The organism is Labrenzia sp. THAF191a, assembly GCF_009363335.1.
In the GTDB taxonomy this organism is placed as follows: domain Bacteria; phylum Pseudomonadota; class Alphaproteobacteria; order Rhizobiales; family Stappiaceae; genus Roseibium; species Roseibium algicola.
In genome coordinates this window covers 4769207-4782459 of record NZ_CP045333.1, presented here as the reverse complement: position 1 = coordinate 4782459, position 13253 = coordinate 4769207, and the positions used below count along the sequence as shown (strand labels likewise).

Annotated in this window: 5 protein-coding genes; 2 read left to right on the top strand and 3 right to left on the bottom strand. The window is 58.3% G+C overall.

The annotated features are described in order from the left end of the window. Window positions 1-14: 14 nt before the first annotated feature. Window positions 15-824 (top strand): SDR family NAD(P)-dependent oxidoreductase, encoded by an 810-nt coding sequence (locus tag FIV05_RS21990; RefSeq protein ID WP_152510972.1) that lies wholly within the window; start codon window positions 15-17, stop codon window positions 822-824. A gap of 70 nt (window positions 825-894) precedes the next feature. Here the strand turns inward: FIV05_RS21990 and FIV05_RS21985 are convergent, their stop codons facing one another. From FIV05_RS21985 to FIV05_RS21975, 3 genes are all read right to left on the bottom strand, one after another. Then, entirely contained in the window at window positions 895-2253 is a 1359-nt protein-coding gene (locus tag FIV05_RS21985; RefSeq protein WP_152510971.1) for an aminotransferase class I/II-fold pyridoxal phosphate-dependent enzyme, read from the bottom strand. Between the two features lie 26 nt (window positions 2254-2279). Continuing rightward, on the bottom strand, window positions 2280-9887 hold the full coding sequence (locus tag FIV05_RS21980) for a type I polyketide synthase (protein ID WP_209009741.1): 7608 nt from the start codon (window positions 9885-9887) through the stop codon (window positions 2280-2282). A gap of 370 nt (window positions 9888-10257) precedes the next feature. Beyond that, window positions 10258-11796 carry a trimethylamine methyltransferase family protein gene (locus FIV05_RS21975; RefSeq protein ID WP_152510970.1) on the bottom strand — a complete coding sequence of 513 codons (1539 nt, stop codon included), beginning with the start codon at window positions 11794-11796 and terminating at the stop codon, window positions 10258-10260. 348 nt (window positions 11797-12144) lie between these two features. On the opposite strand from FIV05_RS21975, the gene bmt reads away from it, so the two are divergent. After that, window positions 12145-13173 carry a betaine--homocysteine S-methyltransferase gene (bmt, locus tag FIV05_RS21970; RefSeq protein ID WP_152510969.1) on the top strand — a complete coding sequence of 343 codons (1029 nt, stop codon included), beginning with the start codon at window positions 12145-12147 and terminating at the stop codon, window positions 13171-13173. Window positions 13174-13253 lie beyond the last annotated feature (80 nt).

The following is a 13253-nucleotide window of genomic DNA, read 5'->3' as shown; positions in this document are numbered from 1 at the left end:
TGGGAGAGGCAAGAATGGCAGGCGAAACACAAAAGGTCATCGTGTTGACCGGTGCCAGCGGCGGCATAGGGCAGGCGCTTGCTCGTGAATACGCTGGTCCTGGCATCTATTTCGCCCTTATTGCCCGGGATGAGGCGCGGCTGGAAGCTTTGCTGACGGAAATCCGCGAGCTTGGTGCTGACGGTGAAATCAGTGCCATCGATATTCGTGATCGCGAAGCACTGCATGGCTATCTGAGCAATCTGGATGCACGGCATCCAGTCGATCTGGTCATTGCAAATGCTGGTGTGACTGCCGGGCTCGGCCCCAACCGAACGCGCGAAACGAATGCGGACAGCGATCGGCAGATCGATGTGAACTATCGAGGCGTGGTCAACACCCTCACGGGCCTCGTCGACAACATGCAAAAACGCCGGCGTGGGCAACTGGTACTTATCTCGTCTCTGGCCGGAATGCGTGCCTTGCCGGATATGCCGAGCTACAGCGCCACGAAGGCGGCACTCATTGGCTACGGGCATTCCCTTCGCGGTTGGTTGAAGCCCTTCGGCATATCCGTGACGATCATCTGCCCGGGGTTCATCACTTCACCGATGTCAGCGCGCCACAACGGTGCCAAACCGTTCGAAATGCCGGCTTCAAAAGCAGCCGCATTGATGCGACGGGCAATCGACCGTCGCAAGCCGTTCTATGCGTTTCCGTTTTTGCTGGCCTGGGGTATTCGCCTTCAAAATCTGTTGCCGACGAAGATCGGCGATCTTTTCATGGGCGGCTTTGATGTGACGATTGATCAGGATCCGCGTTATCGAGAGAACTCTGACAGGTAGGCTTCCTCCGATCCGGACACGACAGCATTTTCGTGTCCGGCAATTGCGGGAGGCATGATGCCCAAATCTGTTAGCGCGTAGCCTTGATAAGCCGGTCGACGGCAGTTCCGTCCGCGCGCATTGCGTCGAGTTCGGAAGCCGTTGTCTCTACAGCGCGCCGGATCTGGTCTTCGGTATGTTCGCTTGTAATGAAGAACCGAATGCGCGCTGATTTCTCAGGCACGGCGGGGAAAATGATCGGCAGGGCATTGATTCCCTTTGCGAGCAAACGATTGGAAAGCGTTGCGGCACTTGCAGAATCGCCGACAATGACGGGAACCACCGCGTAGCCGGCACTGGGCCCAGTGTTCAGTCCGGCTTCCTTTGCGAGCTCCAGAAAGAGTGCTCCGTTCTTCTGTAGCTTTGCGACCCGCTCAGGTTCCTGCTCAAGCAGATCTGCAGACGCAATGGCAGCGCCTGCGAGCGCGGCGGAAAGTCCAACGGAAAACACGAAACCCGGCGCAGACACTTTAAGGTAGTCGCACAGGACCTTGGATCCGGCGATATAGCCACCGCAGGATGAGAAGGTCTTGGACAGCGTCCCCATCCAGATTTCGACTTCAGTCGGGTCTATCCCGAAATGCTCGGCGATGCCCTTGCCGGTCTTGCCGAGGACACCGATGGAATGTGCTTCGTCGACCATCAACCAGGCGTCATAGGCCTGTTTGAGCTTCACGACACGCTTCAGGTCCGGGAAATCTCCATCCATCGAATAGAGACCTTCCACGACAACAAGCACCTTGTCGAACTTGTGCCGATGATCTGCGAGCATCTTTTCCAGAGCATCAAGATCATCATGAGGGAAGTTCATGCGGGTCGCGCCGGACAGGCGAACACCTTCGGCAATGGAGTTGTGCACGAAGGAATCGGTCAGGACCAGATCACCCTTGTGGACCAAATGGCCGATCGTCGTGACGTTGGTGGCATGACCGGACACCATGACGATCGAAGATTCCACACCGTGGATCCTCGCCAGCGCTGCTTCCAGTTCTGCGTGGAAAGGGCGCTCACCGGCAACAATACGGCTTGCAGAAACGCTCGTGCCGAATTTGTCGACATAGGCCTTTGCGGCCTCGTTGACCTTGGGGTGCCCGTTCAGGCCGAGGTAGTTGTAGGAAGCGAAATTGTCGTAGTTGCTGCCGTTGATGACGCTTGTACCCGCTGCCAGCCCGTCGTGAGGTCGGAAAAACGGGTTTTCGATCCCCATCATGTCTGCCGCAGCTCTGTGCATCTGCAACTGCTTGACCTGCGGCAGCTCCTTGAAGTCATAGACCTTGCGCTTCGGGGCTGCCGCTTGTGGACGCGCCGACGAAGACGTCGCCCGTCCACGCGCAGAACGGCGGTTGGCTTTCAAGCTGTCCATCAGCTTGGCGCGATCATCAGCGCCCATACCAGTCAATCCTTTTATGATGCCGCTTACAGGAAGGAACCAAGTTCGCGGCTCTTGTTCTCAACTTCGGCAGCAATGTCGGAAAGATCTTCCGTTTCCTGACGCTGGTCATCCACGTGCAAGCTGGCGAGCTGCTGCGTTTCATCCGAAATTCCGGAGGCATTTTCTTCGCCCAGAACCCGGTTTGCAACACGGCTGGACAGGTCGATCAACGTCGCGCCGTTTGCGAGAGACATCAATGGAATATCGATCCCGAGCTGACGTTCCGCACTCATGCGCAGTTCAAGAGCCATCAGGGAATCCATGCCGATGTCCGACAGCGGCTTGTGCGGATCGATCTCTTCAGGTGCAATCCGCAGGATCTTGCCGATTTCGGCGGCCAGAAGCTTGGCAACAGTCTGTGCGGCAGTGACCTGATCCATGCCTTCCAGCATGGCAGCAAGGTCTATCGCTCCGTCCGCGCCGGTTTCGTCTTCGTCACCAAGGCCAAGCAGACCGACCAGAGGTGTGCCGACCAGTGCCAGATCCTTGCGTGCCGCCTGCCAGTCGATACGCGCATATCCAAGCGCCGCAAGGCCAACGTTTTCCTGCGAAGGCTGCACCATAAGGGCCATGAGGCCGTCGAGTGCTTCCTTGGCAGTCAGGGCATGGCGTCCGAGCTTGCGGGACAGCATCTCGTTGACATCTTCGTTGCGGGCCAGATAACCGGCGTCGGAGATTGCACCCCAGGCGACAGCAAGGCCTGGCCGGCCTTTGGCCCGGCGCTTGCGTGCAAGGCCTTCCAGGTAGCCGTTGGCGGCGACGTAGTTGGCCTGACCAGGGTTGCCGACAAGGGTCGTGGCGGACGAATACAACACGAAATGATCGAGCGGATCGTCGGATGTCAGTTTGTCCAGCAGTTCCGCGCCGCGGACCTTGGGCGCCAGCACTTTTGTCAGGCCGTCATGATCCATGTTGGCGATCAGCACGTCATTCAGCACCATCGCCGTGTGGAACACGCCCTTGATCTGATGTCCTTCAGACCGGATCTCTGCAAGCGCCTTCTTCACTGCTGCTTCGTTGGTGATGTCGCAGGCATAACCCTTGATCGAGATGCCGCGCTTGGTCAGTTGCGCGAGAACCTCCTGGGCGTCTTCACTTGAAGCGCCCCGGCGGCTGAGAACTGCAAGCGACTTTGCACCATGATCGGCAAGGCGGTGGAGCAATGCTGCACCGAAGCCGCCAAAGCCACCGGCAACGACGTAAACAGCCTCACCGTCAAATGAGATCTCGCGCTTGGTCGGCACGTTTTCGGGAACCGCGGGCGGGCGGATCACGATCTTGCCGATATGGCCCGCCTGCTGCATCAGTCTGAAGGCGTCGACCACATCTGCGGCTTCGAACAGGCGATGCGGCAAGGGACGTAGCGTGCCCGCTTCGAATAGCTCGACAAGCTTGACGAACAGGTCGACGGCCAGCTTTGGCTGGCGGGTTAGAAGCTGGTCGGCATCGATGCCAAAGTAGGTCAGGTTCTGACGGAACGGACGCAGGCCGATCCGGGTGTTGCCGTAGTAGTCGCGTTTGCCCAGTTCCAGGAAGCGGCCGAACGGTTTCAGAACCTCAATGCTGCGTTCCATGGCTTCGCCGAACAGCGAGTTGAGAACCACATCGACGCCTTCGCCGGCAGTTTCTTCCATGACGGCGTCAACGAACGCCAGACTTCGGGAGTCCAGAACGACATCTGCCCCGAGCAGCTTCAGGGTGTTGCGCTTGTCTTCGGACCCTGCGGTCGCAATGATTTTCGCACCGCGCCACTTGGCAATCTGCAAGGCGGCCAGGCCGACGCCACCGGCGCCTCCGTGGATCAGGACCGTTTCCCCTTCAGAGAGAGCAGCCAGATGCACAAGGGCATAATAGGCAGTGAGGAAGGTGACCGGGATCGTTGCAGCTTCTTCCGCGGAAACCGTACTCGGCATCGGCGCACAGCCGCTTTCGTCGACCGTGACATGAGATGCAAAGCAGGCCGGGGCGAAGGTGATGACCTTGTCACCCGGTCGGAAGCGGGTCACGTCCGGACCACAGCCCACAACATGTCCACAGCACTCCATGCCGAGTGTCGGTCCGGCAAAGCCATCTTCGAGAGCTTCTTCCGGCAACAGGCCGAGTGCCCACATCACATCGCGGAAATTGAGACCGCTGGCTTCAACGGCGATTTCCACATCCTTGCCTTCAAGCGGCTTGCGCTCAACGGCGTGCCAGGAGAGCTGGTCCAGGGAGCCTTGGCGCAGGATATCCAGCCGCATGGCGGGTTTGGCGCCTTCCGGCAACGTGACGCTTGATAGGACGCCACCTTTTACAAGGCGGATACCGGAACGGGTTTTGCTGTCGAGAACGATTTCCCGTTCGCAATTGGCTACCAGGATTTCGTCGGCCACACGTGCAGCAGCTATCCCTGGCTCCAGATCCGGTGAGACGTCGATCAGCTTCAGGTTCGCGTCCGGGTATTCGTTCATGACCACACGGCCAAACGCCCAGATCCCGGCTTGCTCGGGAGCGGCTGGCTTGCCACCGGCTATATCCTGCGCGCCGGCTGGTGCCAGAACCGTGAACTCGCCGCCGTTTGGTCCCAGCGCCTTGAGCAGTGTCATCAGGCTGAAGGCACGACTATCGACAGATGCGAGAGCGTCGGCAGAGGCAGCATAGGCACCGAGCAGATGAACGACCCGGCCGTTATGTGCGGCAACAAGCGCGTTGAGCGCTTCGTCCGCCACCTGGACATCAACTTTGTCGCCAAGTGCAACACTCCAGATGTCGTCGCCGAGCTGTTCGGTAACTTCACCTGGAACAAGAAGGGTGGCTGTGTGACCTTTACGGGTTAGGCAAGCCTTCAGACCTTCGGCGAGTCGGTGAGACGCGCCCTCTGAGCTGGTCAGAAGAAGATACTTTTTCTTCTCGGCTTCAGCTTCCGGTGCTTCTTCGTCGGTGTCCGTTGCTTCTTCAGCGCGATCACCCGCACGCGCGCACAGGAGATCGGCTTCAATCAAAGTGCTCTTCAGCGGTACGGTCTGGACCTCGGCCAAACCGGCAGCTTCCAGCGTCTTGGTCCAGTCCGCCTGTTGCCTGGAAATCGGGAACTCGGCAGTTGCGCCTTCGTCCCACCAGGACGAGCCGACGCCCATGATTAGGTCGGTGAGCGGATGAGGCAGCGGTTCTGCGCCAAGCACCAGCCCGCCTGGAACCATGGATTTCGTGAACCGCTTCAGCGTGTCTGCATCGATTTCCGCAAGAGACGTATCGAACAGCACGATGTCGAAATGCCGGTCGAAGGTAAAGGATGCTTCGCCTGGTTCAACAAACTCGGTCGCCGAACTGCCCTGCCACAGACGCTCGCCCCTGCCAACTGCGGAGGACGTTGCATCTGTTACGGTCAGCGCCATGTAGGTGGGATCAAGCGCAGCATCGATCGCCGCAGCGAGACCACCGTTCGCCCCAACCAGAAGAACCCTTAGTGCCTGGTCACTTGGCCAGCTGGTAATCAGGCTTTGTACACCAGACTGCAGGGCCGACGACAGGGCCCGCTTGCCAGGAGAGGAGGAACGGTAGGCGTCGAACAGGCTGGAAGAATATTCCTTGCCGGAAGCTTCCTGAAGGCCGAACTTCAGAATATCGGACAAACCCGTCCAAAGTCGTGCCAGCAACGCTGCCTCGGCGATATGTTCGCCTCCGCCATCGGTCAGGGCTTGCAGAAGCGCCGATGCATCCGGATTGCCAGACGGATCCGTGAGTTCAAAACCTTCGTCGCTTTCCGTGCACAGGCCGCTCTCGGCCAGCCAGCCAAAGAGACTTGCTGCAAGCGGCACTGCCGTTTCATGCAAATCGCCGGCTGCGACAAGCGACGCCAGTTCAATTTTCCGATCTGCGAATAGATCGAAAAGTGTCTTGTGCGCAATCGTGCGACCCAGCGCTTCGATCAGAACACGGCTGTCGTCGAGTTCCTGGTCGTCGGCGCCCAGAAGGTCCAGATTGCCTGCCAATGAAGGCAATCCATCGAAGGTTTCCTGAAGCGGCGAGATACGGTCCTGCGCAGGAAGAAGCGTCGCAATCTGGCGGTAAACCAGATCGTCGGGACGCGTGTCCTGTCCAAGAGTAACCGCCTTGAACCGGGTCTTGGTCAAGCGGGCGATCGTCAGGCCGTCGGCATCCAGGAACTCGAAGCTTGCTTCGATCGAGCGCGGAGACGCCTTTGTGACTTCGATACGCACGGAAGCCGGCAGGGTTTCCGGTGCCAGAAGACGCAAGGTGCCAAGGCGGATCGGCAGGAAGGATGTGTTTTGCGGAACATCCTCGACACCGTCCAGGAGCGCGAACAGGCCATGGAAGCCGGCATCCACCAAAGTCGGGCAGAGCGAGAACGAGTAATCCGCGAGGCTCTCGTCCTGCGGCAACAGCGTAACGGTCGCGCTGGTATTCGAGTGCTTGACCACTTTATCAGCACGGCGGAAAGCCGGACCGTAATTCAGACCAAAGCTCTTGGTGACCGTGTAAAGCGTTTCGTGATCGAGTTCCGACAGAACGCTATCACCGGGTTTCACCCACGGGGTTCTGGAAGTCGTCGAAGGCGTCAGGAATGTTCCCCGGGCATTCAAGGACCAGTCGTTGTCGGACAGGCGCGGTCGCGACAGGATCTCGACCACATGATCGTCAGGCGAGATACGGACCTGGGTTTCCCAGACTTCATCGCCTTCGATCACCAACGGGCGAAGAATGTCGAAGTCGCGCAGTTCGATCTGGTCGCTCCGGCTCCACCGGAGCGCGGCGCGCAGGCTCATCTCGATATAGCCCGCGGCCGGATAGACGATGCTTTCCTCGACCTTGTGATCCTGCAGGAAGGGCAGGGAACCACTGTCGATGTGGTTGAACCACTCGGCAGTATCCTGACGCAGACGGTATCCCAGCAGCGGCCAGGTCTGGCCGAACATGAAATCGACGCGTTCAGGGCTGTTTTCCGGGCGATACTCGGAGTTCTGCCAGGGGTAGGACGGAAGCGGAACCAGATGCCCCGGGCGTTCGCCGACAAACCGGATCAGGTCGGTCTGGCCACCATGTGCCACAACGGATGCGGCAATCCTGTCAAGCGGGTTGCCTGCTGCGGCAGCTGCTTTCTTGGAAGGTTCCTTGAGCGTTTCAAGAACCTTGGCCTTCTTGCCTTTGGCCCGCAGGACGTCGTTCACATAGGTGCCGAGAACAGGCTTGGGACCGATCTCGATCAGGACAGAGAAATCATCTGCTGCCATGTTTTCCATGGCGGCAGCAAACCGGACTGGCTGACGAACGTTGTGCCACCAGTATTCTGCATCGACGCGGACATCGCGTTCATCCGGCGTAACCGTCGAATAGAAGGGAAGCGACACGTCTGTCGGCGATAGACCATCCAATGCAGCAAGAAGAGGCTTTTCGATCGGGTCAACCAGAGCGCTGTGGAACGGATACGCCAGGTTCAGGCGCCGCATGGCCCACTTTTTCTTGCGGGCAAACTTCGCAAAGGCATCCAGACTTTCGCTGTCGCCGGAAATTGTGACGCTTCGCGGGCTGTTGTCGGCAGCGAGTTCAAGTCTCGGCAGTCCGCTTTCTGCGATGGCGGCAACTGCCTGATCTGCCGGCAGAAGCAAGGCAGCCATGGACCCGAGATCCCTGACGACTTCCTGTTCGCTGGAACGGGCGCGAATGACGCGGACTGCTTGTTCGAGATTCAGGGCGCCTGCACACCAGGCTGCGGCAACTTCACCGACCGAATGGCCTGCGGTCCCGGCAGCGGTAATGCCGCGCTGGCGCAGCGATTCCACAATGCCGACCTGTATTGCAAACAGAAGCGGCTGCGCGATTTCGGAGCGCTCAAGATCTGCTTCAAGGTCTTCTGCAAAAAGCGTTGTGACGAGTGACCATCCACTCAGACCCATGAAGATCTTGTCGACCTTGTCAAAGGCGGTCCGGAATGCCGTATCGGCCTGATAGGCTTCCTGGCCCATACCGGCCCACTGAGACCCGTTTCCGGAAAAGACAAACCCGACCTTCGCGTTCGACTTGATGACACTGCCTGATACGACATCTGCGTTTTCATCGCCGTTCTCTGCGAATGAACGCAGCGCGTCGAGTTTTTCCGCCTTGGTCTTGCCGAGAACAACAAGTCGCTCTGAAAGCAGATCGCGGCCGTGGGCACTCGAGGCAATCACATTACCGGCTGTTTCCTCCGCCTCGTTGTCGAGACGTTCGGCGAACTTGCCGGCTAGTTGCTGCAGGGCTTCCTTGGACCGGGCACTAATGACCAGCGGCGCGTCAACCGGTGCTGTCGAGGCTTCGGCGGTTTCGGGATCGGGATCGCCTATGACGGCGTGAGCGTTCGTGCCACCGAAACCGAAGGAATTGACCCCTGCAAGTCTGCGGGTGCCATTGCGCTCCAGGGAAACGGCTTCACCGGCAACCTTGAGGTTCAGCTCGTCAAACGGAATATCCGGGTTGGGATTTCTGAAGTGCAGCGACTGCGGCAGGAGGTCTTCTCGCAGCGCCATTACGGATTTCAGAAGTCCGACCAAACCGGAAACAGGCTCAAGGTGTCCGACGTTGGTCTTGACGGATCCGATGGGCAGCGCCTTGTCGCGTTTCTGGCCAATAACCTTGCCAAGCGCGTCAGCTTCTGCAGGGTCGCCAACGCGCGTACCGGTGCCGTGGGCCTCGACGAAGGCAAGATCCGTCGGATTGATTTCCAGGCCTTCGTAAATTTCACGTAAGAGGTCTGCTTGTGCATACGGGGACGGAAGCGACAGGCCAACAGTGCGACCGTCGGCATTGATGCCGGTTGCAAGCAGCTTGCCGTGGCTCTTTGCACCTTCCGGAACGCCTGCACGCGCGGCGCGCAAAACGACCACAGCACCGCCTTCGGAGCGCACGTACCCATCGCCATTGGCGTCGAATGCCTGGCAGAGGCCGGTCGGCGACAGCATTGTGGCGCGGGAGAAGCCGACAAAGGCAAACGGGCTGAGCAGAAGACTGACGCCGCAGACGATCGCGGTATCGATCTGGCCGGACTCGATGGCGGAAACCGCTTCGTGCAGTGCGACGATGGAAGAGGAGCAGGCGGTGTCGACCGTGAAGCTGGGGCCTCTGAGGTCGTAGATGTAGGAAATGCGGTTGGAAACGATCGAAAGCGTGTTGCCGGTCATGAACTGCATGTCGGCCATGGCCGGATCGACCAGGAAGCGATGGTGGTAATCGAGAGACGACGCACCTACATAAACGCCGGTGTTCGAGCCGGCCAGGTCACTGGGGCGGATATTGGCGTGTTCCAGAGCTTCCCAGACCAGTTGCAGCAGCAGCCGCTGCTGCGGATCCATCTGCACGGCTTCACGCGGAGAAACACCAAAAAAAGAGGGGTCAAATCCCCACACATCATCCAGCTGTCCGGCAGCCCAGGTGTAGGTCTTTCCTGACGTGCTTTGGACCGGGTGTCCGAAGCGGGCCAGCGGCCAGCGGTCTTTGGAGACAGACGTAACGGCGCATTCGCCGTTTTTCAGCAATGACCAGAATTCGGCAGAATCGTTGGCGCCGGGGAGGCGGGTAGAATAACCAAGAATATCGATATTTGATGTAAGCGACGCCACAGAACAACCTGTTTTTATTAGTTGGGTACAGTCAAGCTATTGATTTTCATAAGAAAACTTACAGTTTATAAACAGTCATTTCCGTATGCTCCCTCGAGATAAATCGCAGACCGGCGCGACCCAGTCTCAGTGCTGCCATGCGTAAGCTTATCCCATGCCAAACAGCGTTTCCAGCTACCTTGCAAACGCAGGGTTTGGCAACCTTTATCCCATGGAGAAATGCTGGAAAAGGCTAGATACATAAAAAATCGTATTTCTTCTGAGTGTTCTTAAGAAGCGTCGATGCGTTGCAAGAACAGATTTTGAAAATCTCTTGAAAAACAAACGCCCCACACGATGGCGGGGCGTTTTTTTGGTGTTCGGCTGCGGATCAGACGTTGCTGTCCGGGAAAGAGGCCTTGCGTTCGGTCATAAAAGCCAGCAGCGCTTCATCGATGCCCGGGTCTAGTTCCGGGCCCGTGTAACCCGCCAATTGTTCCTTCCAGCGGGCATTGGCACGTTGTGCGGCATCCAGTTGCCCGTCTGCGAGCCATTGCTCGTAGGAGTTATTGTCGGCGATCGAGGACCTGAAGAAAGCGCTCTCGAAATTGCGCTGCGTGTGTGCGGCACCGAGGAAATGGCCACCAGGACCGACTTCCTGAAGCGCGTCCATCGCCAGAGTTTCATCAGAGATTTCGATGCCCTTGGCAAGTACATGCATCATGCCGAGCTGGTCGGCATCCATGACGAACTTTTCGTAGGAAGAGCACAATCCGCCTTCCAGCCAGCCAGCTGCGTGAAGGCAGAAATTCACACCTGATTGCAAGGTGGCCAGAATGGTCTGCGCGGATTCCTGCGCAGATTGCGCATCCGGGCTCTTGGATGCGGTGAACGAGCCACCTGAACGGAACGGCAGGTTGAGCCTGCGGGCGAGTTTTGCTGCCCCGTTGAGAAGCAGGGAGCCTTCCGGGCTGCCGAAAGTCGGGGCACCGGACTGCATGGAGATCGAACTGACGAAGGCACCGAAAACGACCGGGGCACCGGGACGAATCAACTGGGTCAGGGCGCAGCCGGCCAGAGCCTCGGCCAGCACCTGCGACAGCGTACCGGCAACGGTTACCGGGCTCATGGCGCCTGCCAGGATAAACGGCGAAACGATACAAGCCTGATTGTGCTTGGCGTAAACCTTGAGGGCACCAAGCATGGTGGCGTCGAAGACCAGAGGTGAATTGGCGTTGATCAGCTGGATCATGACGCAGTTCTGATCGACGAAGTCCTCACCGAAGGTGATCTGCGCCATCTTCACGGAATCTTCGGCGCGTTCCGGTGCGGTGACCGATCCCATGAACGGCTTGTCGGAATACTTGATATGGGAATAGACCATATCGAAGTGCCGCTTGTTGACCGGAAGGTCGACAGGCTCACAGACGGTGCCGCCGGAATGATGCATCCACGGCGACATGTAGGCGAGCTTCACGAAGTTGCGGAAGTCCTCGATCGTGCCATACCGCCGGCCCTTGTCGAGATCTGTGACGAAGGGGGGGCCGTAGACAGGAGCAAAGACAAGATTGTTGCCGCCGATTTCAACGTTGCGCGCAGGGTTGCGGGCATGCTGGGTAAATTGGGAAGGGGCCGTCTTTACCAGCTCCTGAAGCATGCCCTTTGGAAAGCGGACACGTTCGCCGTCGACTTCTGCACCGGCTTCTTTCCAGATACCGATAACTTCGGGGTCCTCACGGAATTCAAGGCCGATTTCAGCGAGAATGCGGTCGGTATTGGCTTCGATCCGTTCCGCACCTTCGTCGCTCAAAATGTCGAAGTTCGGAATGTTGCGCGAAATGTAGGGAATGGCCAGGCTGGCAGGTCCGGCTTGCCGGCGCTCGCGGCGGGCGCTTCTTCCTCGACGGCCAGATGGGGCGGCGTCTGACATCTTATGCTCCCAAGATGATTTTGGTTGCGCGTAGTCTTTATCAGGAGCCCTGACAACCCGGCTCCATAACCGTCGCACAATACCGTAAAAGCGTCATGGCGCTTTGTTGCTTCATTTTCGCCGGAAAGTCCATTGACTTCGCACAGTGAAAAGTGGTTTCGGAATTGGCGACCAAGCGAAGGTCGAGGTCACCTTGCCGTACAGAAAGACCGCCTTTACGCCTAACCGCGCAGGCCAGGGCTTCGTAGAAGATAATTTGCGCACATGGATTTCCCGGTGCGGTCTGCTATTGCAGAAACAGGCCTGAAAACGGGCGAAGACGACACCAACAAGACGAAAGACTGCTGAATGTCCAAGCTGGAAGAGCTCCTTGCCCAGAAAGGGGCGTTGCTTGCCGATGGTGCAACCGGAACGAACCTGTTCGAAATGGGTCTCGTTTCCGGTGACGCTCCGGAATTATGGAACACGGACGAACCGGAAAAGATCACTGCGCTTCACAAGTCGTTTGTCGATGCGGGATCCGACATCATTCTGACCAATACCTTCGGCTGCAATCGTCATCGGCTGAAGTTGCACAAGGCGGAGGATCGCGTCAGGGAACTCAACATTGCCGCCGTCAAGCTGGCGCGCGATGTGGCCGAAGCTTCCGGACGGACGGTTCTGATCGGAGGTTCCGTCGGACCGACCGGCGAACTTTTCCAGCCCCTTGGCGCACTCAGCTATGAAGAGGGTGTTGCAGCCTTCAAGGAACAGATGGAAGGCCTTGTTGAAGGTGGTGCCGACATTTTGTGGGTCGAAACCATGTCAGCCGTCGAAGAAATGAAGGCCGCCGCTGAAGCAGCGCAGAATTTCGACTTGCCATTGGTCATTACTGCCAGTTTCGATACAGCCGGCAAGTCGATGATGGGTCTTTCACCCAAGGGGCTTGGCGACCTTCAGAGCCAGTTTGCCTGCACGCCCGTCGCGATCGGGTCCAATTGCGGTGTCGGTGCGTCGGATCTGCTGGCAGCGATCATGGACATCACCGAAGCCTATCCTGATGCGATAATCGTGGCGAAAGCCAACTGCGGCATCCCTCAGATCAAGGGCGATGAAGTGGTCTACACCGGAACGCCGGAGCTGATGGCAAAATACGCACATATGGCCCTTGATGCAGGTGCGCGTATTGTCGGTGGCTGCTGCGGTACGTCGCCGATCCATCTGGCTGCAATGCGCGCAGCCTTGGATGCCCACAAGGCGGGTGCCCGGCCGACACTGAACGAGGTGATCACCGAAATCGGTCCGCTTGTTTCGCCTCCGAACAAGGAAGCTGATGCCGCCCGCGCAGAAAACGACGGTTCGGGTTCCGGTCGGCGCAGGGGGCGCAGGCGCAGCTAGATCTTGCGCTCAAGCCACAAGTCAGGGTTTTAAAAAGGCGCCAATCGGCGCCTTTTTTTCGTCGAAAGTCCTGCAACAGT

Bases quoted from the DNA above. Each gene is read 5' to 3' on its own strand.
- FIV05_RS21990 (WP_152510972.1), top strand. From the start codon at position 15: ATGGCAGGCGAAACACAAAAGGTCATCGTGTTGACCGGTGCCAGCGGC.
- FIV05_RS21985 (WP_152510971.1), bottom strand. From the start codon at position 2,253: ATGGGCGCTGATGATCGCGCCAAGCTGATGGACAGCTTGAAAGCCAAC.
- FIV05_RS21975 (WP_152510970.1), bottom strand. From the start codon at position 11,796: ATGTCAGACGCCGCCCCATCTGGCCGTCGAGGAAGAAGCGCCCGCCGC.
- bmt (WP_152510969.1), top strand. From the start codon at position 12,145: ATGTCCAAGCTGGAAGAGCTCCTTGCCCAGAAAGGGGCGTTGCTTGCC.